This window comes from Henriciella litoralis (assembly GCF_002088935.1).
Taxonomy (GTDB): domain Bacteria; phylum Pseudomonadota; class Alphaproteobacteria; order Caulobacterales; family Hyphomonadaceae; genus Henriciella; species Henriciella litoralis.
On record NZ_NCSS01000006.1, the window covers coordinates 2932115 to 2954690 of the forward strand.

Annotated in this window: 18 protein-coding genes and 2 pseudogenes; 9 read left to right on the top strand and 11 right to left on the bottom strand. The window is 57.7% G+C overall.

The genetic code is table 11. The annotated features are described in order from the left end of the window. Positions 1 to 55: 55 nt before the first annotated feature. From B8783_RS17785 to B8783_RS17800, 4 genes are all read left to right on the top strand, one after another. Positions 56 to 463, top strand: coding sequence for a Zn-ribbon domain-containing OB-fold protein (locus tag B8783_RS17785; RefSeq protein ID WP_139792415.1), 408 nt, complete (start codon positions 56 to 58; stop codon positions 461 to 463). Continuing rightward, positions 460 to 1602 carry a thiolase family protein gene (locus B8783_RS17790; protein WP_084421699.1) on the top strand — a complete coding sequence of 381 codons (1143 nt, stop codon included), beginning with the start codon at positions 460 to 462 and terminating at the stop codon, positions 1600 to 1602. The genes B8783_RS17785 and B8783_RS17790 overlap by 4 nt, the downstream gene beginning before the upstream one ends. 38 nt (positions 1603 to 1640) lie before the next feature. Then, positions 1641 to 1961: a 2Fe-2S iron-sulfur cluster-binding protein gene (locus B8783_RS17795; protein WP_084422180.1), complete on the top strand. Its 321-nt coding sequence runs from the start codon at positions 1641 to 1643 to the stop codon at positions 1959 to 1961. A gap of 502 nt (positions 1962 to 2463) precedes the next feature. After that, positions 2464 to 4854: a TonB-dependent receptor gene (locus tag B8783_RS17800; RefSeq protein WP_169711851.1), complete on the top strand. Its 2391-nt coding sequence runs from the start codon at positions 2464 to 2466 to the stop codon at positions 4852 to 4854. Positions 4855 to 5091: 237 nt separating this feature from the next. Here B8783_RS17800 and B8783_RS18925 read toward each other — a convergent pair. After that, positions 5092 to 5238: pseudogene (locus tag B8783_RS18925) on the bottom strand (IS6 family transposase); the annotation flags it as partial. A gap of 226 nt (positions 5239 to 5464) precedes the next feature. Here B8783_RS18925 and B8783_RS17805 point away from each other — a divergent pair. Beyond that, the gene (locus tag B8783_RS17805; RefSeq protein WP_139792416.1) at positions 5465 to 5932 is read left to right on the top strand and encodes a hypothetical protein; all 468 of its coding nucleotides are present in this window, start codon (positions 5465 to 5467) and stop codon (positions 5930 to 5932) included. Positions 5933 to 5986: 54 nt separating this feature from the next. Here the strand turns inward: B8783_RS17805 and B8783_RS17810 are convergent, their stop codons facing one another. Further along, entirely contained in the window at positions 5987 to 6850 is an 864-nt protein-coding gene (locus B8783_RS17810; protein ID WP_084421705.1) for a hypothetical protein, read from the bottom strand. A 4-nt stretch (positions 6851 to 6854) separates the two neighbouring features. Further along, entirely contained in the window at positions 6855 to 7496 is a 642-nt protein-coding gene (locus tag B8783_RS17815) for a hypothetical protein (RefSeq protein ID WP_233355856.1), read from the bottom strand. 194 nt (positions 7497 to 7690) lie between these two features. Here B8783_RS17815 and B8783_RS17820 point away from each other — a divergent pair, with 194 nt between their 5' ends. Next, positions 7691 to 9508, top strand: coding sequence for an alpha/beta fold hydrolase (locus B8783_RS17820; protein WP_084421709.1), 1818 nt, complete (start codon positions 7691 to 7693; stop codon positions 9506 to 9508). Here B8783_RS17820 and B8783_RS17825 read toward each other — a convergent pair. Continuing rightward, on the bottom strand, positions 9505 to 10122 hold the full coding sequence (locus tag B8783_RS17825) for a hypothetical protein (RefSeq protein WP_139792417.1): 618 nt from the start codon (positions 10120 to 10122) through the stop codon (positions 9505 to 9507). The two genes, B8783_RS17820 and B8783_RS17825, sit on opposite strands and share 4 nt — an antisense overlap. 267 nt (positions 10123 to 10389) lie before the next feature. Here B8783_RS17825 and B8783_RS17830 point away from each other — a divergent pair, with 267 nt between their 5' ends. After that, a complete protein-coding gene (locus B8783_RS17830; protein ID WP_084421712.1) occupies positions 10390 to 13551 on the top strand; it encodes a hypothetical protein in 3162 nt (1053 codons plus the stop codon). Positions 13552 to 13704: 153 nt separating this feature from the next. Here B8783_RS17830 and B8783_RS17835 read toward each other — a convergent pair whose 3' ends face one another. The 5 genes from B8783_RS17835 to B8783_RS17855 all read right to left on the bottom strand — a co-directional run bounded on the left by B8783_RS17835 (position 13705) and on the right by B8783_RS17855 (position 18756). Further along, positions 13705 to 14718, bottom strand: coding sequence for an NADP-dependent oxidoreductase (locus B8783_RS17835; protein WP_084421714.1), 1014 nt, complete (start codon positions 14716 to 14718; stop codon positions 13705 to 13707). Positions 14719 to 14823: 105 nt separating this feature from the next. Beyond that, positions 14824 to 15582, bottom strand: a complete 759-nt coding sequence (locus B8783_RS17840) for an SDR family NAD(P)-dependent oxidoreductase (protein ID WP_084421716.1) — start codon at positions 15580 to 15582, stop codon at positions 14824 to 14826. A gap of 83 nt (positions 15583 to 15665) precedes the next feature. Then, the gene (locus B8783_RS17845; RefSeq protein ID WP_084421718.1) at positions 15666 to 16721 is read right to left on the bottom strand and encodes a phosphotransferase family protein; all 1056 of its coding nucleotides are present in this window, start codon (positions 16719 to 16721) and stop codon (positions 15666 to 15668) included. Between the two features lie 14 nt (positions 16722 to 16735). Next, positions 16736 to 17473, bottom strand: a complete 738-nt coding sequence (locus B8783_RS17850; protein WP_084421720.1) for an SDR family NAD(P)-dependent oxidoreductase — start codon at positions 17471 to 17473, stop codon at positions 16736 to 16738. 14 nt (positions 17474 to 17487) lie between these two features. Further along, a complete protein-coding gene (locus tag B8783_RS17855; RefSeq protein WP_084421721.1) occupies positions 17488 to 18756 on the bottom strand; it encodes an acyl-CoA dehydrogenase family protein in 1269 nt (422 codons plus the stop codon). A 138-nt stretch (positions 18757 to 18894) separates the two neighbouring features. On the opposite strand from B8783_RS17855, the gene B8783_RS17860 reads away from it, so the two are divergent. After that, entirely contained in the window at positions 18895 to 19818 is a 924-nt protein-coding gene (locus B8783_RS17860; RefSeq protein ID WP_169711852.1) for a LysR family transcriptional regulator, read from the top strand. Positions 19819 to 20047: 229 nt separating this feature from the next. Here B8783_RS17860 and B8783_RS18885 read toward each other — a convergent pair. Continuing rightward, positions 20048 to 20330 (bottom strand): annotated as a pseudogene (locus B8783_RS18885) (IS6 family transposase); the annotation flags it as partial. Between the two features lie 515 nt (positions 20331 to 20845). On the opposite strand from B8783_RS18885, the gene B8783_RS17870 reads away from it, so the two are divergent. Continuing rightward, positions 20846 to 21736 (top strand): LysR family transcriptional regulator, encoded by an 891-nt coding sequence (locus B8783_RS17870; protein WP_084421725.1) that lies wholly within the window; start codon positions 20846 to 20848, stop codon positions 21734 to 21736. Positions 21737 to 21751: 15 nt separating this feature from the next. Here B8783_RS17870 and B8783_RS17875 read toward each other — a convergent pair whose 3' ends face one another. Continuing rightward, positions 21752 to 22459, bottom strand: coding sequence for a Crp/Fnr family transcriptional regulator (locus B8783_RS17875; RefSeq protein ID WP_084421727.1), 708 nt, complete (start codon positions 22457 to 22459; stop codon positions 21752 to 21754). Between the last annotated feature and the right edge of the window lie 117 nt (positions 22460 to 22576).

Consider the following 22576-nt stretch of genomic DNA (forward strand, 5'->3'; position numbering starts at 1 on the left):
TAGGGCGGTGAGAGCCGCGAATCGGGACCTGGAGGGGCGCTAAGTGGAAGTGAGAATGATTGCGGATGGATTGGTACGTTTCGATGGCAAGGGTCCGAAGCTGATTGGCGGCCGCCGCGTTGCGGACGGGAAGGTCGTTTTTCCGATGCCTGAGGGGCACTCTGCAAAGAGCTTTGAAGAGATAATCTTGCCGGATCACGGCACTTTGTGGTCCTACACGATCCAGAGGTTTCCGCCGAAACCGCCTTATCGGGGGCGCGAACCTTTCGAGCCGTATGCTGTCGGCTATGTCGAGCTTCCCGAGACGGTGATCGTCGAAAGCCGAATTGAAATTGATGACTTCAGCAAGCTCAGGATCGGCATGCCGATGACCCTGACCCTTGAGAAATTCCGTGAAGAAGAGGGTGAGGGCGCAATCCACACTTATGCATTTCGCCCCGCCGATGAAGGAGCCCACTCATGACCGATATCCGTATTGTTGGCGCAGGAATTCATCCATTCGGGCGCACAGAAGGCCGAAGCGGTCTCGATCAGGGGCAGTTCGCGGCCGAACAGGCCTTGCAGGATGCGGGGCTTTCCTGGTCTCAGATTCAGTTTGCGTTTGGCGGATCGCTAGCTGCAGGCAATGCCGATTCACTTCTGCCGCGTCTTGGTCTGACGGGGATTCAGTTCATCAATATTGCCAATGGATGTGCCACCGGCGGTTCAGCCCTATTGTCTGGCTACTGGGCGATCAAGTCTGGAGAGTTCGACCTTGGTATCGTCGTTGGCTTCGATAAACATCCGCGTGGCGCCTTTAATGCCGACCCCAAATCCAGCGGCCTGCCACACTGGTATGGGGAGACGGGCATGATGCTGACGACTCAGTTCTTTGCGATGAAGATCCAGCGCTATCGAGAACTTCATGGCATCAGTGACACGACCTTGGGCCTGGTGGCGGAAAAGGCCTTTCAAAATGGTTCCAAGACCCCGCATGCCTGGCGGCGCCAACCGGTCGGCCTCAACACGATCATGAATAGCGACATGATTTCCGACCCTCTGACGAAATACATGTTCTGCTCGCCAGCTGAGGGCGGAGCGGCTCTCATTCTGGCGTCCGACCGAAAGGCCCGGGAACTCGGCCTGACCGGACCTCTCATTCGCGGCGCGGCTGTCCGCACCCGCGAGGAAGGTTCTTTCGAAGTATTCGCGCCTTCCCTGGACGTCGAGCGCGGCGTTGCTCCGACGGTGCAGGCCTCAAAAGCTGCGTATCAAATGGCCGGTGTCGGTCCGTCCGATGTCGATGTGATCCAGATTCAGGATACAGAGACCGGTGCCGAGATAATGCACATGGCCGAGAACGGCTTTTGCGAGGATGGCGAGCAGGAGGCACTTATCCAGAGCGGAGCAACAAAGATCGGTGGATCGATGCCGGTCAACACCGATGGCGGGTGCCTTGCTTGCGGGGAGCCGATCGGTGCCTCTGGTCTTCGCCAGGTGTATGAGAACGTACAGCAGCTTCGAGGCCGAGCAGACGGCCGTCAGGTCGAAAGCGCGCAGATTGGCTACAGTCAGGTTTATGGTGCGCCCGGTCTTTCAGCTGTTGTCATTCTTCAGAACTGAACTGGCAACGCATTCGAACGATTAGGATGGAAACCTTCATGGCTAAAGTAAAATTCGTACAGCCTGATGGCGCTGAGACGGTGATCGATATCAAGCCCGGCCTTTCCGTTATGGAGGGCGCGACGTCCGCCGGGATAAGCGGCATTGACGCTGACTGCGGCGGAGCCTGCGCGTGTGCGACGTGTCAGGTTTATGTCGATGAGGCATGGCTCGAGAACACGGGCGAGCGAACCGATCTCGAGGACGCCATGCTAGACTTCGCCATTGAGGTCCAGGGCAATAGTCGTCTGTCTTGCCAAATAACTATGAGCGATGCGCTCGACGGCCTGATCGTCAAGATTCCTCCGACCCAGCGATAGATCGTCGTTCTTGGCTCGGGAAGGGTAAGGCAAAATAAAACAAGTTACATTATTGACACTCTGGCCAAATGCAAAATGGTGTTCAGGGTGGAATGTCCTGTTTCTTTTGGATTTGCGAGATCCAAATAAGCTAACTAGTAACCAGATTAAAAAGTATATTTTATAAAAACTCTGCGTCAAATTACGATGCGGTTGACGCTCGGCTGCCTTGCGAAAAAATAAGCTATAACTCGCTTTTTCCCTCTCTGAGTTCGCTTGACAGAATGAAATAAGACAGATTGTATAACACGTATGCCAATTAAAAAGGCATGGCAGTTTGCGCTGTTCAAATAAAGAGTCCTGGGAGGGAACAATGAAGAATCAATTCGGTGGCGCGTCACATGTCTGGCGCGCACTTCAGCGAGTGAATCCGGAGGGTCGGAGTGTCCGTCAGAGTAGGGTGTCCTTGCCCGCCTTGCTTTGTGGGACAGCCGCGATCGCCGTCTGGAGCGCAAGCTCTGCAATGGCGCAGACCGCCGTGCAGGCCGACAACGAGAAGGCAGGCGACGCCGTCCGCTCTCTTGAAACGGTTACTGTGACCGCGCGGCGGACTGAAGAGCGTCTGCTGGACGTCCCGGTAGCTGCGAGCGCGCTCGACGCGGAGGCGCTCGAACGCTACGGCACCAACGACCTCTCATCGATCGCCGGACAGGTGGTTGGTGTAGAGCTTTCACGTTCTGCTTCGTCCACCAGCGGCGGCAGCTTCACGATCCGCGGCGTCGGCAATCTGGCCAACGATCTCGGCAATGAGCAGCCGGTTGCCGTGAACATCGACAATGTGATCTTCACCCGTGGCCGCGTGGTCAATGTAGCCCAGTTCGACATGGAACGGTTCGAGGTCCTCAAAGGCCCTCAGGCCCTGTTCTTCGGCAAGAACAGCCCCGCTGGCGTCGTCAGCGTGCTCAGCCGTTCACCGACACTCAATGGCGAGATCGAGGGCTATGTGAAGGGTGAGTACCAATTCTATACCAACACGCCGAGCATAGAGGGCGCTGTCAGCCTGCCGGTGAGCGACAAATTTGCCATTCGTCTGGCCGGTCGCTTCAGCGACATGCAGGACGGATACTACAAGAACGTCGCCAAGCCGAGGCCCGATCCCTTTCCGGCAGAGGCCGGCATGACGATCCGCGGCGCGAGCTACAAGTGGGGGCCGGGCACTGAAACCGAGGCGGCCCGCCTTACCGCTCTCTGGCAGCCGATGTCGAATCTCACCGCCACGTTCAAGACGCTGGTCTCTTCGGAGACAACCAATAATGGTGTTTCGGGTGCAGAGTTGATCGGGTGCGGCGGCACATTGCCGACGACATACGGCCTTCCTGACCCGACCGGCGATTGCAAGGGTGACAGGGTCACGTCCAACGGTCTTCCGCCAATCGAGGTGACGAGGAACCTCTACAACGCGCCGGATGACGGAAAGTCGATCAACGAGACCAATATCTGGCTGTCGTCTCTAACCGTCGACTGGGACGTCGGTCCGTTCACCTTCACGTCTGTGACCGGTTATTACGAATTCGACAACTATGCATTCGACAACTTCGACTACACCACCTGGGGACAGGCGACGAATACCCAGGACGTCGAAGGCTCACAGCTGACGCAGGAGTTCCGTGTCGTCTCCGCCTTTGATGGGCCTGTGAACTTCACGGGCGGCGTCTTCCTGCAGGACGATGAGCGTGAATATGCCTCTGGCACGAAGATCGCGGCCCTGGGGCCGTATACGGGGGGCGGCGAGTTTGACGGTATCTATGACAGCCTTGTCACGACCGCCGCGAACGAGGGCGAAACCGTATCGGCTTTTGGCCAGCTTCGCTGGCAAGTGACGGACGCCGTCGAGGTTGCTGGCGGCGCGCGATGGACGCACGAAGAAAAGAAAACGGATATCGGCAATATTTTTCGCCGGCCCGAACTGGCAATTTTCGCGCCAGCGGGCTTCCGCTACACGCCCGAGTTTTCGGACGACAATATCTCGCCTGAAGTGACCATCAGCTGGAAGCCGCAGGATAATCTGACCATCTACGGGGCTTACAAGACAGGCTACCTCTCGGGTGGTTCGTCAAACCCTGCGACAGTTTCCAACTATACGTCGCTGCCGGATCCAGAACGGCCGTTCCGCTACAAGTCGCAGACGGTTGAAGGCGGTGAGATCGGCATCAAGGGCTCTTTCCTGAACGGCCGCCTGGTCGGCGATGCGACAGCCTATCACTACGATATCGAGAACCTGCAGGTTCAGGTCTTCGATGCGCCAACCACCTCCTTCTTCACCCAGAACGCAGGCGGTGCCCGCAACAAGGGGATAGAGGGGCAGGTCCAGTATATGGCCAACGACGATCTTACCCTACGCCTCGGCGCGCAGTATGCGGATCTGAAGTTCACCGACTATGATGGCGCGCAGTGCTATGCGGGTCAGACTGTGTTGCCTATCCCCGCTGCGGGACAGGGCAAGATGAGCGGCGCCTGCTATGCGAACGCCGCCGGTGGTAAGCAGCGTTACATGACAGGCCTGCGATACGGTTCGGCTCCATTTCAGGTCATTACTGGCCTGACTTATGACCGCCCGGTCAGCGACAGCTGGAATATGACCGCCACTGTGGACGGCTATTTCTATAACGCGACGCCGAAATGGCTCATCCCGTATTCCCCCGAAGGCGGCCCAAGGCAGGTGCTGAACGCGTCTGTCCGGTTCAGCCAGATCGACGGGCCGTGGACGCTGTCCCTGATCGGAACCAATGTGACGGATGAAAGCTGGTTCCCGCCAGCGCGGACCGACAAGCCGCTCGGTGCGGCTGGGGACATCGTGACCTACAACACCATGCCACCGGCGCTATTCACCTTGCAGGCCACCTATCAATTCTAGGCCTGCGCTTTCTTGGGCGGCGCGATCTATACCCTGCCAATTCTCCTCCGCTTTGCGGCAGGCGCGTCGCCCTCCTTTTCTCATGCGTACGGGGTTGAGACACTGCCGGACGGATGTGAGCCGAATACAAGCCAATGCGATTGTTTTGGGCCGCCCTCCAATCGGTGTTGTCAGACTAATGTAAACTCGTCTCTGCTTGTCAGCAGACAATCTCTTGCTTAGGCGGTCAAAAGCACATTTGAGCAGGGCGAAATTGTGGTTCTGTTTGAAGCGGGATCTTGAGTTAAGATGGCGGTCAAGATTGAAGTGGTTATAAAAGGAAGCGTGGGTCGCGGCGAACTCTTGTAGGTTTGACATTCGTCGAAACCGCGACATCACGTTCTGTAAGAAAGCGGTTTTTGGTCCATCTCACCCGTTTGGGTGAGCGCGTCACTCCGTGATGCTGCACAATCCAGGAATGTTGATACATCGTCTGCTTCCATACTCGACTGCCCTTGTTGCTTTTCTGCTCCTTATCTCAGCTTGTTCTGGTGAGCCGGTCGGCAAAGAGGAGCCCGCGAGCAAAGCGGTTGATCCGATGCCGCTATCTCAGTTGGCGCCCGCCCAGCGTATGCCGGCACGAATGGCGCTCGGCAGTCAGTACGCCTACATGCTGGTCGATATTACGGAAAATGACGACGCACTTACGGGCACGATGCGCATTGAGATCGACGGTCAGTCTAGTGAGGCCTGCGGCAGCCTGCTTGATGAGAGCCCATGGCTGGAACTCTGCGAAGCTGCAGCTTCAGAAGGGCGCGCTCTGACGCTCGAAGCTCCTGCGGAGTTTCCTCGCTCAACCGTAAGACAGGGCGAATCCCTTGTGATGGCCGGAGCGTATGCGAGCTTTACGCCTGAAACGCTCGATGAGCCTCTTCATATTGGATATGTCCATTTGGATGGCGGCGACATGTTGCTGATCCAGTTGGATGGTCCTGAGAAGGACGCGCCTGTCGTCTCGAGGTTCAAAATGAGCAGCAGTGACAACTCAGCGTCCAATGTCGAAAATGCAAGACTGCTGATCGCAGAGCGTCGGACTTAAGGCCCGCACACTTGTCTGTCTGATGCCGCCAGCGATTCTGGCATATCACGCCCGCTATCGCACGGGACCCGTCAGTTTGACGCTCGCGCCGCTTTTCGCTTTTGCCATGGCTGCGCAATTTTCCGGATTGGCGCAGGCAAATGCGTCGCACTCATACTGGATTTTTTCGAGGTAGCTGGGGCTTAGATAGCGGTGATTAACTTTGAAGGTCACCTTGCTTGTCTGCGTACGGTTGAAAGGTGTGCGCCCCTTTGAAGCGGGACGGTGCATCTCAAAGGCCTCTCCGCCCGCGATGATCTTGCTTTTATATTTCAAGACACATTGCAGATGCACGCCGCCTTGCGAAATGAAGTCCGTTGGCAGCTTCAGCTCAACAGGCACAACAACCGGCGATGTAGCCGCAGACAGATATTTGATGCGATCACTGGCAGGGGTTGCTGGAGAGGCGACAGAGCATAGTGCGCAAGCCGTTGTTGCCGCGCAAGCTTCATCGTAACAGTCAGTCTTTCCATTGCCGTCATCGTCGATCCGGTTGCTGCAATTTTCCCGGCCGACATCGCAAACAGGCGCACCGTCGCAGTCTGGATCTGCGCAATCAGCCAAACCATCGCCATCATCATCGCGTCCGGAAGAACAGATCTCCGCTTTCGTCATGCAGGCTGCAGTTCGCGCGCAAACCGGATCTGCGCAGTCGCTTTTGCCATTGCCATCTTCATCGCCTGGCAAAAAGCAATTTTCGACGTCTTCCATGCAGGACGCAAGGTAGGCGCATGCCCGATCTGCACAATCAATCCTGCCGTCTCCGTCATTGTCGACGCCGTCATAACACATCTCGGTCTGAGCATTGGCGGGACCGGCATAAGCGAGCGCGAGCCCCGCAACCGATAAAAATGCCAAGCGGATAAGCGGTCTGGTCATCTGCCTACTTCTTCTGCAGCGGTTGTAGAGTGCGGGAAGGATTGAGCAGCGCCTTGCCCGGACCATCGAGCGAGACGGGCGGCTCGGCCTGGCAGGACTCGACGCATGCGATGGCTGCCGCGCAATCGATGTCGGCGCAGTCGGCCAGCCCGTCTCCGTCATCGTCTTTACCGTTGCTGCAATTCTCAAGCGAAGCTGGCTTTGAACACCAGCTCGTTCCGGCGCAATCTCTATCTTCGCAGTCTATCCGGCCATCATTGTCGTCGTCCTTCCCGTTCGTGCAGAGTTCGATAGGAGCCACGCAGACCTTGAGCCCTTCGCAATCACGATCATCACAATCAATTCGTCCGTCTTGGTCATCGTCACGCCCGTTAACGCAATTCTCGATCGGGGTAATGCAGACTGCTTTCAGACGACACTCACTATCATCGCAGTCGATACGACCGTCGCCATCATCGTCGCGGCCATTGATGCAATGCTCTTCGACGCGTGTGCCTGGCGCCTTGCTTTGCTGGGCATGGGCCGCAAAGGCCATTGCCAAGACCACTGCAAATGCGAGAAAGCCTGCAGAGGCGCTGAGCCGTATCGGACGATAGCGGATATTCACTTTGGGCTGGCTGGAAGAGCCGGACATGACTTGTTCCACGAAGGATCTCCTTGAGAAAAGGAGGTTAAACCCGGCATACGGCAAGCGCGCTCACCCATTTGAGTGACGCCCGGAACGCTTCACGCCGGCACGTCCGAGCACCCTCACCGCGCGACCACGTTCGATCTTCATTTGACGGAACCTGGAGCGAGGGTAAATGTTCAAGAAAATTACAAAAGAATCAGAGCGCGCCCATGATCCGATCTCACATAGTTTCCGATGACGGGACCGTGCTGCAGCACATTGTCTGTCGGTCGGAAAATCCTTCCGGGAAGACGGCTTTTGTCACGCACACCCAAGCCCAACACTCATTAAATCTCCTCAAGACGATCAAGGGTCTCGCAAACCGTGGCTTCGATGTTCACGCCGTCGACCTTCGCGGCCATGGTCATTCATCCGGGAAGAAGGCGCCGCTCGGCCATATGCAGATCGACAAGGGCTGGGACCTTCTGGTTTCAGACCTTCGCAAGGCGTTCGAGATTGCCTTCGAAGGGACGGACTGGGCTGATCGACTTATCGTTGCGCCAAATATCGGCGCGTCCCTGACGCTCGACATTCTCAAGACCTGGCCGGACCTCGCAAAGAACATAGTGCTTTCTTCGCCGCCGCCTTCAGAGCCGCGCCTTATGCGGATGGGCCAGGCCTTTACAAAGGCGAGAACCCTTTTCCATGGTGAGGACAATAAAGACGAGCTGACCCTGCAGCAGCTGTACCGGTTCCTCGGCCTGCATCTGGAGAGCCAGTCTTCGCTGATCGACGTCGTGTCATCCGACCCGGAAATTGTTCGCGAGCTGACGAGCGACCCCTATGCCTGGCCAATCCCGACAACCGGCTATTTCCATGAGATGTTTCGCGGCATCGAGCGGGGCTGGACCTGGGACGAGGGGCAGTCAGTAAGGGCCGGGACACGCTTCCTGCTGCTTTATGGCGGTGAGGACCCGGTCAGCGCGCGGGGGCTTTTCATCGAGCCGATGATGCGGACGCTTTTAGAAATCGGAAGCGACGACGTCGGGGCATACTGTATCCCGGAAGGTCGGGGCGGTCTGCTGATCGAGGAAGAGCGTTTCCAGATCTCCTCGCTGCTGGCGCAGTGGGAAAGCGGCGACCTGCCGATCAAGACCATGTCGCAGATGAAAGCCGAATTTCAGGTCCCCGAAGGCCAGACCGGTCTACATGTGGTTAGCTCCACCATGCTTGAGCGGCTTGGGTCTGCGCCCCGGGCAGACATCCGCTCTGAGGATCTGGTTGAACTTTGCTACACAGCCATCGACAGCGAGCGCCACTGGACCGAAGCGCTTTACCAGCTTGCCTTCGAGATCGCTCATTCGAGCGAATTCGACAATGATCGGGTCGGCGACATGCTGCGCCAGATCATGCCGCACTGGCAGCGGGCCTTCATGCTGAGTAAGCAGATGATGCAGAACGCTGTCATCGGCAGCATCCTGCAGGACATTATCGGCCGGTTCGGCATCGGGATCGGGATTTTTGCGACCGATTCAAATCTTCTCTACGGAAACCCGGCTTTCTATCAGGCCCTTGAACGCCACTTCGGGGGGGATGGTGCCGACCCGCTCAGGGCCTTGGGCAAATGTGTTCTTGAGCAACCAAAGACCGATCGCAGAGAGACGCTTCTCGTCAAGGGTGACGAATCCGTCGGGTTTTTCTTCCATCCGCCGATCATGGACAAGATGGGCATGGAGCCGAGCACAGGATCAGGCGTCGTTATCCTGATCGACCGCGCGGAGGAGGCGGTTGCAAGCGAAGATCAAAAGGAGTTGTTGAGGCTTGCTTATGGTCTCACTGACAAGGAGGCCGAGACGACCTTGCTCGTATCAAGGGGGCTTTCGCCTGACCGGATTTCAGACAAGCTTGCTGTGTCCGTGAATACAGTGCGTACCCATCTGAAATCCGTCTTCGAGAAGATGAATGTCAGAAGCCAGAGTGAGCTTGTCTCCCGGCTTCTGAGCGGTGCCTTTTCGCTCGTGCTCGACGGGTCGCCGGAGCGGACCTAGCGGAAGCCGCATTCCTCCAGCTTATTGCTGTAGCGGCCGGATATGTCGCTAAGGTCGGTCATACGCGATTCCGGGCCATAGCCTACCCAGTTCTGATATTTACCTTCTGCGCCACGGGTGTCGAAAGCGTGCTGAATGGAAAACCATTCGACCAGCTCGCTATCGCTTTCTGAAGCGAGGAAGGCATCGACCGCGCAGTCGCATGTCTCATCGCTTTGGCGATAGCGCTCCTTGCAGGTTGCGAACATGGCGGTTCGAACGTCATTGTTGCGCGAGCAGGCCCAGAGCCAGGGGTTCAGGCCGGGTTGCTGTTCGCGTACTGCCGGTATGAGCGCGACACCGCGATCGAAATTTTCTTCGCCGCAAATGTCGGTGAGCTTGTTCATCGTACACTCGCCATAGTCGCTCTCGAACGGCGCCATCGCTTTGGCGATGCGAGGGTCGCACCCGTCTTCCTTGACGAGTGAGCGGGCAAAACCGTTGAGTTCGGACTTTTTGACCTCGCCGGAGCTAGCCGGGGCGCTGGTCGCCGATCCATCGCTGGGGGCGCCGTCGCTGCACCCACCAAGTAGAGCGACCATCAAGCCAAGTGCCAAAGCCTGTGTCCTGAGCATAATTGTCTGACCTTCCTGTTCCAGCGAGCCATCGCGACCCGGCGATTCTACGGCGACTGCGTCCCCCCACGGGCACCAGCCTGTTTTCGAAAGCAGGATTAGAATGAGCGGCTCCGCGACACCTCACCCAAATTGGTGACTGGGTGAATTTATCAGGCCTCGCTCCGGATGCGCAGAGATTGCGAGTGCTGTGGGTTCACCTCATTCATTTGGGTGAGCGCCCTTCACATGGCTGGTTGGTAGATTCCAGCCAAGGAGACTGGACTCATGGGGCTGAACCAAAAAACCAAACACAGGCTGGATGGAACCGGGCTAAGCCGGCGCTCTCTTCTGACAGGGGCTGCCAAGGCCAGTCTTTTCGGTCTGGTTGCCGGGGCTGGCGGATTGTCGCTGGTAGGCTGCCAGAAAGAGCCGCTCGCGACCGATGACAATCCCTATACGGTCTGGAAGGAAGTTCAGGCTGCGCTTCGCGCTAGCGCTGACCATCCGGTGGGGCGCGCGGCAGCGCTGGTCGCCGCGAACGATGTTTCTGGTCTGCATGCCTTTGTTCGCGATGGCATCCGGCTTGTCCCCTATGAGGGCGGCCGGTTTACGATGGGCAACAAGATAAGGTTCGGCACACGCGCCGCGCTGAGGGCAGGGGCAGGCACCGCCCGCGAGAAAGCTGACATTCTCAAACAGCTTGTCGAGCAGACGGGCCGCACAGCAGAGGTCGTCGAGATTGGGGCTCTGCCCCGCAGCGAGACCAATCGAGTCTTCTTCCGCGATTACGATCAGGCGTTTACGCCTGATATCTCTGAAAAGCAGATGAAGAACTGGCAGACTCGGCTCGGGATCGCCGACGGGCTTGCGCCCTCGCTGCCGGTTATCGAAGAAACAGGCACGCTGAACTCCGCAGCAGACGGTATCCGCCAGGCGCTCGGCGACAAGCTTTCTGCCGTAGGCGGATCCCGCTTCGACAACCGGCCGGTCGGCAAGCGACCGGTAGTCCGTGTGACCGACACAGATGGGAGCGTGCTTCTTGCTGATCCAGTTGATCCTGCGGCAGAGCTAGCCGGCTGGCCTGAAGGCCTTTCGTTTTCGCCGGCGCCTGCCAGCGAAGGCATGGAGACCGTCGAGATTTCAGTCCTGGCGTCAACGGCTCAGCGGCCTGAAGAAACGCTGGAAATCGTGCGTGGGGAATGGCCTGCGGGGGAACTTGCCGGGCGTCAGTTGAGGCTAGCTTTCAAATCCTCGCCAGACGTCGTCAGCTCCCTTGCGACGCCGATACAGGATCTGCGAACCTTCGTGCCCGTTCTGGCCCTCCAGGCCTTTGATGGCGCGCCCATGGCCAGCGAGGCCGCGATGGTGGTTGGCGACGCGATCACACTCGACGGGGATCATATAGCGATCAATGAGGCAGGCGAGCTCGTCATGAACGGGCAAGTAGTGACTGCGGCTGAAAAATCCGCCAACGCGGCCCGCGTTGCAAGTGTCGATCTATCTGTGAATGCGACCTTTTTTCCGGAAGTCCGCCTGAGCGTAACCCCGCGCGACTCCGATGGCGCGATCGTCGAAGGTCTCGCGACAGGCGACTTCAGCTTTACCGATGAGGGTGAAAACGTCTCCCATAGTGTTAAGGCGTTCGACTCCGCGCCGAATATTCTCTTCCTGTCGGACAACTCATTGTCGATGCCGGATGCCTATAGAGGCAAGGGGTCAGCCATGACCGACCTCGTCGAGCGCGTCGAGGTTATCGCACGTGAAATTCATCCAAATGCCAAGGTTGAGTTGCAATCAACGGGGTCCAGTCTTTGGCGCGAGCTGGAGAAGGCGGTGGTCTCGACCAAGGCAAACTTGATCGTCTATGCGACCGATGGCGATCTTAATGGCGGCGGACCGACGCCGCAGACAATGCAGCTTTTAGGCGATGGGCCGCCGGCAATCATCATCAATGTCGAAGAAGGTATGGAGGGTCTGCGCGAACGGTCATCCTCCAACATCTTCGATGATCTTGCCAACGCCACGGGCGGCACGGCTATCGGTGTCGACCAAGAAGGCGGCACCGATCTGGTCGCAGCCATTGAGACGTTCCTGCGCGAGCAGAAACGGCCTGCCTATCAGATCAGCTACCGCACGCGGTCTGAAACGCCCGGAACGCGCACATCGTCCGTGGTCATCGGGCAGGCGAACGCCAGTGCGACTTACGACGTGCCAGAATTGTTGCAGGCATCCGACAAACTTGCGCGCCTCGATGTTCGTATCAAAGTGGGCAGCAAGACGATTACGCGCACCATCGCGGGCAGTGATGGTATCGGCGATCCGACCGAGGAAGACCTTGCGGTGTTGCACGGCACGCTTCTCGGAAGTCACATGATCGCCTTCGAAGGGGCCGCACCCTCATTCTCCACAGTCCTTGATGACATGTTGAGCGCCCGGCGTGGGCTGGAGCGGCTTGACCGGGCCAGCGCGGCCGAAGGTGACGATCTCGACGCGATCGTTGAGGCGCTGGAAGCTGGCGTACCGTTCCTTCCGGGCGAGCTGGCGACGCTCATGAGCCGGCCTGCGCCTCTTTCAGGGGAAGATTTCTGCGCGGCCGAGACAGGGCTTAGCGTGACCATGTACCGGTCTTACCTTGTGCCCGGCACCGACCAGTTCGTCCGCAAAATTGACGTCATGCCCTTCGCCGAGACCTATATTCTGGCCGAGGATCCCGCGACCAAACGTGCTCGAAATTTTGAACGCACCTTGCTTGTTGCTCAGGCGGAAGCGGCGCTTTTCGACGATAGTACGCTCAGCCTCCTTGAGGGAAAGTCCCTCGGCATCATCGGAAGGCGGCCATTCAGATCTTCCGGGCTTGAAGCGGAAGACGTAGCGGTCTGGTACGAGCATATCGAACGGCTGAGGGCAGAGTACCCGTATCCTGGCGCCTACTTCATCGGCGCCGCAGACGGGTCCACAAAAGCGCTCTGGGCTGTTGAGGTTGCGACAGGTGAGGTTACGGGAATCATGCCGGATCTCACCGGTGGGGGCGATGCAAAAGAACGGATCGACCGGCAATTGAAGCAACTGGATACAGCCATCACCGCGCTCAACCTGGCCGCCGGGTTTGCAGGCGCCGCTGGCGCTGTCAGTGGTGCCGGCGGGGTCTCGCTTGGCATTGCGGCGTCCTATGGACAGCGCCTCGCCCGGCTCTACGGTGCGGTCGCATTGTCGCTCATCCTTATGGATACAAGCGGTATCCCTGCTGCGGTACGTCTCGCCATGGTCGGCATGTGCTGCGAGATTGTGAAAAACATTACGCTTGGCGTTTTCGCCGGCGCCGGCAAGGTCGCCAACAATGCGGTGATGATCTTTACGACAACGGAGGGGGTGGCGGGCCTGCTGGCCACCAACAAGACATTCGCCAGTGAAACCGAAGGCGCGCGCAAAGCGATATCTTGTGACTAGCGGTGTTGTCGTCTGCCTGAAGCGAGACATCGCGCGCGCTCATCGCCGAAACGGCAAGTGTGAGTTTTCGGCCTGATTACCTGCTCAATCGGCTTATTCCGCTGACAGGGACCGTCCACAGGAGTTCGGACGGTGGAGGAAACGTCGCGGGCCTTAGCCGGCGCCACCAATCTTGACCAGAAGCCTGCCGGAAGACCTTTCTGAGAACTGTGAAACAAATCCATCTACCGCCAGGTCGATGCCGGTAAGGATGTTGGGACTGTCTTGCATCGCGCCAGACAAGACCCATTCCCGGATGCGTTCGAGCGCTCGATCAAACTGGTCCTGGAAATCAAATACGACAAAGCCTCGGAGGGTTAGTCTTCGCGTAATGACGGACGTCATCTGACGGCAGCCGCGAGGCTCTGTTCTGTTGTATTCGCTGGTCTGGCCGCAGACGGCGATCCGGCCGAACAATTTCATGTTCTGAATAACCGCATCAGAAATCTCACCCCCGACATTATCGAAATAGGCGTCGACGCCGTCCGGGGCTTTTGCTTTCAAGTCACGGACAAGCGACTTTGAGGCCCGATAATCGAGAGCGTCGTCGAATCCGTAATTTTCGATCAGGTCACGACACTTTTCCTTGCCTCCGGCAATGCCAATCACACGACATCCCAATATTTTGGCGATCTGTCCGGCAGCGCTCCCGACAGAGCCCGCCGCCGACGAGATCACTACCGTCTCGCCGGGCTGGACAGCGAGCACATCGGTCAACCCGAAATACGCCGTCAAACCTGATGGCCCCCTCGCGCCGAGCGCGGTGTGCAGCGGTAGATCCTTTAAATGCTGGCAACCAATGCGACTTATGTCAGAAGCCGCTACGTTGGCATGTGTTGCCCAGGCGAGCTGTCCTACGACCAGATCGCCGGGTTCGAACAAGTCGCTTGCGGAGTCCAGAACGACCCCGACGCCCATCCCCGGTATGATCTCTCCAACCTCGATCTTCGCCGCATAGGTGTCTGCGCCGATACGCGCCCGGATACCGGGAGCAACCGTGTGGTAGCGAATTTCGACCAGGACCTCCTCATTTGAAGGCGAGGGAAGGTCGATTTCCGCCAGAGAAAAATTCGAACTGGAAGGCATTCCGACGACCGGCGATGCCAAGACCCATTGCAGCGCTTTCATGAAGAGGTCTCCTTGAAATGGCGGAGTCAGATTAGAAACCTACAGGCAATGATGGCGGACATGATCTGTCCGCCCCATCGGCCTGGTCTACTGACAACACCTCCGTCAGGCATTACGCGCCATTAGACCGCCATCGACAGGCACGACGGTTCCAGTCAGATAGGTCTGGGTCGGAAGGCTCATGGCGAGAGACATCTGTGCCACTTCTTCCGGCCCGCCATAGCGTTTCAGGGCGGTGCGCCGCTTGGCAAAGATCACTTTTTGATCAGCTGGCGCGAAGGACGTCATCGCTGTGTCGATGGGGCCGGGGCAGATACAATTGACCAGAATGCCTTCCGGGCCAAGATCTACAGCCAGCGCCCGCGTCAGCCCCGCAACGCCCGCCTTGCTTGCAACATATGCGCTGTCGAGTGGCGTGGCCCCGAGTGCTTCGGTGGAAGCGATGTTCACGATCCTCGGCGACTCGCTCTTGCGAAGCCAGGGCAGGGCGCTGCGGACGATCTTCTGTTGAGCCGTCAGATTGACATTGATCATCCGGTCCCAATGCGCGTCATAGTCCGGGTCATCTATGGCGAGAAAGCCTGCGATACCGGCATTGTTCACGACAATGTCTATGCCCCCGAACTCTGCGGCGACGCTTTCGATGACGGCGGGAATCTTGTCTGTGAGGGCAAGATCGATTTGCCAGGATTTCGCCTTGCCTCCGGCGTCCTCAATCTGTTTTAGCGTCGCTTCAAGACCGTCCTTGTTCCGGTCCAGCAATGCGACCGTGGCACCGTTCTGGGCAAACAGAACAGCAGTTGCCGCGCCCATACCGCTACCGGCACCAGTGACAATGGCAATCTTCTTATCGAGTTGGGTCATGTGAAGTGTCCTTGTATTTTGGGTTCTAGCGAAGCGAGCCTACCGGGAGGAGAGTTTCGGACGCTACGGGTGGTCACGTCCGTCTATTGCCAGACGGTTCGGTTTAACCGGGCATGAGCCCGTTCAATCAGGGTTACGGATGTCTCGTGCAGGGTTTGGCCAATGGCCTTGGGCGCGGCGCCGCTGAAAGCGCGCGCATATGTGCCCTCAAGGATGATGCCGAGCTTGAAGCAGGCGAGGACGATGTACCAATCGATATGAGAAAGGTCGCGCTGTGAGCGATCTGCATATCGCTGGATCATTTCATCAATCGACGGAAACCCTTCCCATGGCTCCACCACCAGAACCGGCAGGTCCCGCCAGGCAGGATCTCGCCATGTGCAGATAACCCAAGCCAGATCGATGAGCGGGTCGCCGATGGTGGACAATTCCCAATCTATGACAGCCGCCAGTTGCGGGCCATCATTGCGGAACATGACATTCCCGATGGCGTAGTCACCATGCATGATGCCTGGCTTGAAGTCTGGTGGCACATTGGCACTCAGATAGTCAGCCAGCGTGTTAACGTCACCGAGGCCTTCGCCACCGGGCCATCCTTCGTGCTTGGTGTAGCTTTCCAGCTGTGACATCCACCGACCGGCCTGACGCGACAGGTAGTTTTCTGGTTTACCGAAGTCTTCGAGGCCAAGGGCTTTATGGTCCAGGCTGCCAAGTTCAGCCGCAGCATCCACCATGGCAAACCCCATTTCGCGGCGGATCTGCGGGCTTGAACGATGCAGATCGGGCAGGCCGGTCACGGCGTTGAAGCCATCGACCGCCTCCATCAGATAAAAGGTTGCGCCAAGCACGTCCGGATCATGGCAGACGGCGATAAACCGGGGGTGAGGCACGTTTGTACCCGCAAGAGCGGCAAGAACCCGGGCTTCTCGGGCCATCACCTCGTTGGCTTTCGCGCGAGGGGTCACGCTTGGCCGCCGCAAGACAAAGGGGGCTCCGCTGCGCTCGAACTTCGCGATAATGTTTTGCGTGCCGCCGGCAAGTTGTGTGAGGCCAGTAATGGGACCTTGACCGATCCCATTCGTATCCATCCATCTCTCAAGTTGGACCTGATCGATACCCGGCACCGCTGAACTGTCCATTCTCGGGCCCTTTTCTATAGGAGCAATCCGCCGTCCGCGACGAGCATCTGGCCGGTCATGTAGGATGACAGCGGAGAGGCGAGGAAGAGGGTGATTGATGCCATTTCGTCAGGCGTGCCGAACCGGCCCATGGGAATGCGCGACATGGCGGCATCCTTGTGTTTTTCGTTCTCTGTCGTCTGCGCGGTCATGCGTGTGGGGATGAAGCCGGGCGCGATCCCGTTGACCCTGATCCCCTGGTGCGCCCAGGCTTGGGCAAGGGTCCGGCAAAGCCCGTACGCGCCAGTCTTGGAGGCATTGTAGGCCGGGTTTCCACGCGTCGCGTGGAAAGCGGCCGAGGAGCTGACGATAATCAGTGACCCGCCAGCTTTCTTCAGATCCTCATGGAAGCGCATGGCGCAGGCCATCACGCTGTTGAGGTTCACATCGACAACCCGGCGGAAGCCATCCATTTCAAATTCTTGCCGGTTGTAGAGGACCAGTCCCTGGGAAAGGACAAGGACATCCAGGCTGTCGAATTCGGCCTTATAGTCGCGGACACTGTCAGAATCCGTCGCATCCATCGTCTGGTAGGTCATACCGGACAGGTCGCTGTCTTCTTCCTTATCATAGTCTGCCGCGCTTGGCCGGGTGCCCCAGACCCAGACCTTGGCGCCAGCGTCGCGAAATGTGCGCGCGGTTGCATTTCCAATGCCCGTCGTGCCGCCAACGACGAGAACTTTCTTACCGGAAAAATCGAGTGGATTATTCATTTCGTCATCCTTGATTAGCTAATGCCGAATTTTGCCTTGGCGCGGGCTTCGCGCTTGTAGGCGATATATTCAGGGAAATCGGACTCTGCTGGCTCGACGTTTTTCAGGATTTCGCGTGCCACGACCAATTTGTGCACTTCCGTCGGTCCGTCTGCGAGACCGACATGATGACTGTTCACCAGCGCGGCCGTAAACGGCATCTGTGTCGACAGTCCCAGGGCCCCATGCAGATGAAGGGCTCTTGCGGAGATATCATGCAGGATTTTCGGCATGACGGCTTTCACGGCAGAGACATTCTGGCGGAGGGCTTTCCAGTCATGCCCCTGATCAGCAAGCCAGGCGGTTTCCAGCACAAGGAGGCGGAACTGACGAAGCTCAATCCAGCTGTCGGCAATCTTTTCCTGAACCAGCTGCTTCTGCCAAAGCGGCTCGCCTTTTGTTTCCCGTGATTTGACGCGTTCGCACATCATGTCATAGCACTTCGTCGCCTCGGCGATGGTCCGCATGGCGTGGTGCATGCGCCCCCCACCCAGTCTGACCTGTGCAACGACAAAAGCGTCTCCCCGGCCGCCCAGCATATTTTCTTTCGGGACGCGCACATTGTTCCACTTCACGTGGCCGTGCGTGCCTTCCGGTTCGCCATGGAAGGTGTAGTCGCGGACAATCTCAATTCCTGGCGAGTCAGCCGGGACGATGAACATCGACATACGGCGATGGAGGTTGTTTGCCTCTGGCTCTGTAACAGCCGCAATGATGTAGAACTCCGCAAAGCGTGCATTGGAGGCAAACCATTTCTCGCCGCTGATAACCCAGTCATCTCCATCCTTGACGGCCATGGTCTTCACCATGGTCGGGTCGGCGCCCCCTTGAGGCTCGGTCAATGAAAAGCAGGAGACGATCTCATTGTTGAGCAGCGGCTTCAGATACTTCTCTTTTTGCTCGTCCGTTCCGTAATGGGCGAGGATTTCAGAGTTCCCGGTGTCGGGCGCCTGTGCGCCAAAGACGATAGGGCCGAAGCGCGAACGGCCGAACTGTTCGTTCATGAGGGCCAGCTTGAGTTGGCCATAGCCGGGCCCGCCAAGTTCCGGGCCGAGATGGCATGCCCACAATTTGCGTTTCTTGACCTTTTCCTGGAGCGGCCGAACAAGCTTTTCAAACAGCGGATCATGAATATTCCACTGACTGCCCAGCACGTCGTCCAGGGGTTCGACGTCTTCCCGAACAAATTCGGAAATCCAATCAAGCTCGGCCTGGAACTCTGGCTCTGTCTGAAATGACCACATAGGTGTTTCCTCGTTCTGAAACGATTGCTTCGGGCCTTTGCTATCAATCGTGGGGACGAGCGTCGAATTTGATTTTTTTTGCCGATTAATAGGAGTAGGTTATAAGAAATCGTCGATTGGAAGGAATGACCGCTGGACTTGCATGCCACACCTTTGAGAGCGTTTCTGGCGGTTGCGGACGCGCAATCCTTCACGCGCGCAGCCGAAGAACTGAACATGTCGCAGCCAGCCTTGTCGGCGAAGATCAAGGAGCTTGAGCGCCGGTTGGGGTTCGACCTGCTCAAGCGGAGCAAGCGCCATGTCGAGCTGTCGCCGGGCGGACGTTCATTTCTTGCGCATGCGCGGCGTATGGTCCTCGAAAACGAATGGATGCACCAGAAGATCAGGGATATCCGAACGAATGCGGTGAGGATCGGCGTTCCCTATTATTCTTCGAACATCCCGGCGCGGACCCGGCTGACAGATGATTTCATTGCCAACCATGGAGCCGACGGCATCGAAATCATCGGAATGAGCCATGACCGGCTCTACAGGGCGCTTGCGTTTGAAGATATCGATCTTGCCCTTGTGCTGGAGCCTGAAGAGCAGTGGTTTGATTCCGCAATCAGCCCCGCAGCCGAGACCGATTTGCGCGGACATATCATCGAGAGCCGTGAACTTCAGTTATCCGTACCGGAGTCGAGCGACCTGTATCGAAAGACAGTGATCAGCGCCGCCGACCTGGAAGGCCGCTCCGTCGCGTCCATCAGCCGTGTTCACGGGGTTGCGCTATCAGAGGGGGTCGCCCGTTTCCTCAATGCGCACGGGGCTACGCAGTATAAACTGCCAGAATCGAACGCGGTATCAACACTCCGCCTCGCGCGCCGGCTTCAGGTGCCAGCCATCTGCCTCGGCTGGTTTACTGAAGATACTGGGGCCTGCGGTGGCAATTCCCGGACGCTTCCATTCGAAAACGAGGGTATAAAGACCCATTTCGTCATCCGGCGTCGGTCCGATTCGCTTCGGCCGCTCGCCGAGACATTCTGGACGGAGGCAACGACCGCGCGCCAGGAACAAGAATAAGTTCGCCAGTGGCGGGCGATTTCGGGAAATCCGAGATCTGGGCTCTGAATTTACGTCCGTGTGGCGGTGTTGTCAGACTAATGCGAACTCGCATCTGCTATCTGACGAATAGACCCTCTCAAGCGGCTGAAAGCTGGCGCCATTCGAGGAGCGCGGCGTCGCGATTTTGCTTTAAGCAGGATCTAGGACTGAGGTGACGATCGAGATTGAAGTGGTTGTGAAACGAGGCGTGGGTCACAACGTTGATCTTCAGGTAGACTTCATCCAGGTGCCATCGCCAATGCGTGACTTGGCGAAGTTGTTGGCACCGGCGCTTCCTGATTCCGCCGGCAAAAAGCGGCCCAAGCCGGCTCCACCAATGGCGGACCGTCTCGTGGCTGACTTTCAATTCCGAACTCGTGCAGAAGGTCTTCCACGTTGCGAAGCGATAGTGGAAACCTGACGTACATCATTACCGCCAGACGAATGACCTCGGGCGACGTTTTGAAATAGCGGAAGGGTGACTTGGCCATGACCCGCAGAGCAGGGCGGTCCTCCACTCGTTCTCAAGCGAAGTTCTTCTGACGCTGCCAGCAAAAGTCCTCGCTTCGGAATGCCCGATCGGGCAATTTAGAGGAAATTCCGGGAGTTTGCCGAGGGTCGTATCCGCGAAGATAAAATGCTTCGTGCCCTAGCATTTATGTGGAGTCTGGAGGATCAGGACTCATTTGATGAATTGTTCAGCTCTATTGAAATACCTGCCTATTCTTTATAGCAAGGTAGGTCCATTGGTTACCGAATAGGCCCGGAGATCATGTTCTTTTGTGGGCCTCATTGTTTCAATCAGCATGTTGGAACTCTTTTCTGATCAATTTCTTGAGGCTTAGGTTCAAGTTTATTTCGCCCCATTTCATTCCATTTGCCGATGATCATACTGGTCCTGGCAGATATTCAGAACCGCGATTGTAGGCCATGCTTACTTGCTCGCATCTCATCAGCTACACGGCCTGGCAAATGACTGGCTGGCGAATTCAAGGGCCTGCTCTATATGAATACGGAATGGCTCGACGATTTTTTAGCGCTGATTGAGCATGGCAATTTTGCGCGGGCCGCGGAGAAGCAGGCTGTAACCCAGCCAACGTTCAGTCGGCGGATTCGCTCGCTAGAAGATTGGACCGGCGTTCAGCTGATCGACCGTACCACGCATACAATGCGACTGACTCCTGCCGGGCAGGCGTTCAAACCTGTCGCCGAACAGATCCTTCGCCGCCTGCAGCTGGGCCGTGACGAAATTCGCGCGATCGGAAATGTGTCTGCTGAGACGTTGCGCTTTGCATCTACCCATGCGCTCTCGCTGACGTTCTTTCCGGCGTGGCTACGCCAGCTTGATAGAGACGAGCCTACGAACGTTACGGTCGAGCTGACGGCGGACCATATGGTCGCCTGCGAAAGAATTATGGTGGAGGGGCGCGCGCAGTTCCTGCTCTGCCATCATCATCAAGCGGCGCCGACGCGCTTCGACAAGGATTTCCGCTCGATCGTCCTCGGCGAAGATATTCTGCTCCCTGTCATGGCACCGCGCCTTGCAGAAAGAGCAAGCCCATCAGAGACCCCGCAGCTGGCATTTGCGCCGGAATCGGGAATGGGCCGTATTCTGGCTGCGGCCTGGGCAGCCTCTGGCGCGGCGCCGCCTGCAAATCCGATATTCACCTCGCATCTCGCCAACGTCCTGACGGCCATGGCCCGCGGTGGCCGCGGCGTTGCGTGGACAGCGCTCAGCCTTGTGAAAGAAGACATCGACAGCGGCACGCTACTGAGGGCAGGAAGTCCGGATCAGGATGTACCGATCGAGATCAGGCTTTGGCGTCCGCGCGCCCGCCAGTCCCCAGCCGCCGAAGCGCTATGGAGCAAGGTGTTGAAGGCATATCCCTCCGTGTGAGAGCGCAGAAGGGCGTCAGTCCTTTGCGTGGGGTGCAGGCTCGTTCTGGAAGGTGAGGCTGTTCAGCTGGCTCATATCCCTGACCGTCCAGGTGCCGTGAAGCTTGTAGATCAGGTTCCGCTTCTTGAGCGCGGAGATTTCCTTCTGCACAGTCTGGCGCGTGACACCGAGAAAGCTCGAGAGGTCGGCGATGGTGAACGGCACATCGATTTCCCGGTACTGGCCGACCTGCTGGGCATCACTTACTTCCGCCAAATTGTAGAGCACGCGGGCCACGCGCTGACCGACATTCGCCTGAGATTGGGTTTCTCTGAACGAGATCATCGAGCTAAGGGCCGTTGCGAACTTTCGGCAAAGCGCTTCAGGGATGGACGGGTACTGGCAGTAGAGATCGTGAAAGTCCTCATGGTTGAGAAAGGCGATGCGGGCCGCGCTGGCTGCCACCGTCGTGTGATGATGAGGGCGCTGCGCGATCACTGTGGATTCACCGAAACAATTGCCGCGCATGTAGATGAGAAGCAGGGCGCGCTCGCCGTCGGGCTGGTCGGCTAGCATTTTGATATAGCCGGACTGAACCTGATACATGCCTTCGGAAGGCTGGCCGGCTTCGCCGATCACGTCGCCCGCGCTCAAATTCCGATACACGAAACGCTGACGTATGGCCATCTGCGCGTCTTGCGGCAGCTCTTCGATCCAGTTCAGGCGTCCGGCGATGTGCATCATGGTCTCCGTCGGCCAATCTGCCTCAAACCCCCTTGGACTGGCAACTCTGACGGCTCAATCCCCCGCCAGCACACTTTCTCCAAAAATGTAAAATTCTTGCCACGCGGTTTTCGCCTT

What these genes read in the sequence shown, in the direction of transcription:
- B8783_RS17785 (WP_139792415.1), top strand. Translation starts at nt 56, where the DNA reads ATGATTGCGGATGGATTGGTACGTTTCGATGGCAAGGGTCCGAAGCTG.
- B8783_RS17790 (WP_084421699.1), top strand. Translation starts at nt 460, where the DNA reads ATGACCGATATCCGTATTGTTGGCGCAGGAATTCATCCATTCGGGCGC.
- B8783_RS17795 (WP_084422180.1), top strand. Translation starts at nt 1,641, where the DNA reads ATGGCTAAAGTAAAATTCGTACAGCCTGATGGCGCTGAGACGGTGATC.
- B8783_RS17800 (WP_169711851.1), top strand. Translation starts at nt 2,464, where the DNA reads ATGGCGCAGACCGCCGTGCAGGCCGACAACGAGAAGGCAGGCGACGCC.
- B8783_RS17805 (WP_139792416.1), top strand. Translation starts at nt 5,465, where the DNA reads ATGCCGGCACGAATGGCGCTCGGCAGTCAGTACGCCTACATGCTGGTC.
- B8783_RS17810 (WP_084421705.1), bottom strand. Translation starts at nt 6,850, where the DNA reads ATGACCAGACCGCTTATCCGCTTGGCATTTTTATCGGTTGCGGGGCTC.
- B8783_RS17820 (WP_084421709.1), top strand. Translation starts at nt 7,691, where the DNA reads ATGATCCGATCTCACATAGTTTCCGATGACGGGACCGTGCTGCAGCAC.
- B8783_RS17825 (WP_139792417.1), bottom strand. Translation starts at nt 10,122, where the DNA reads ATGCTCAGGACACAGGCTTTGGCACTTGGCTTGATGGTCGCTCTACTT.
- B8783_RS17830 (WP_084421712.1), top strand. Translation starts at nt 10,390, where the DNA reads ATGGGGCTGAACCAAAAAACCAAACACAGGCTGGATGGAACCGGGCTA.
- B8783_RS17835 (WP_084421714.1), bottom strand. Translation starts at nt 14,718, where the DNA reads ATGAAAGCGCTGCAATGGGTCTTGGCATCGCCGGTCGTCGGAATGCCT.
- B8783_RS17840 (WP_084421716.1), bottom strand. Translation starts at nt 15,582, where the DNA reads ATGACCCAACTCGATAAGAAGATTGCCATTGTCACTGGTGCCGGTAGC.
- B8783_RS17845 (WP_084421718.1), bottom strand. Translation starts at nt 16,721, where the DNA reads ATGGACAGTTCAGCGGTGCCGGGTATCGATCAGGTCCAACTTGAGAGA.
- B8783_RS17850 (WP_084421720.1), bottom strand. Translation starts at nt 17,473, where the DNA reads ATGAATAATCCACTCGATTTTTCCGGTAAGAAAGTTCTCGTCGTTGGC.
- B8783_RS17855 (WP_084421721.1), bottom strand. Translation starts at nt 18,756, where the DNA reads ATGTGGTCATTTCAGACAGAGCCAGAGTTCCAGGCCGAGCTTGATTGG.
- B8783_RS17870 (WP_084421725.1), top strand. Translation starts at nt 20,846, where the DNA reads ATGAATACGGAATGGCTCGACGATTTTTTAGCGCTGATTGAGCATGGC.
- B8783_RS17875 (WP_084421727.1), bottom strand. Translation starts at nt 22,459, where the DNA reads ATGATGCACATCGCCGGACGCCTGAACTGGATCGAAGAGCTGCCGCAA.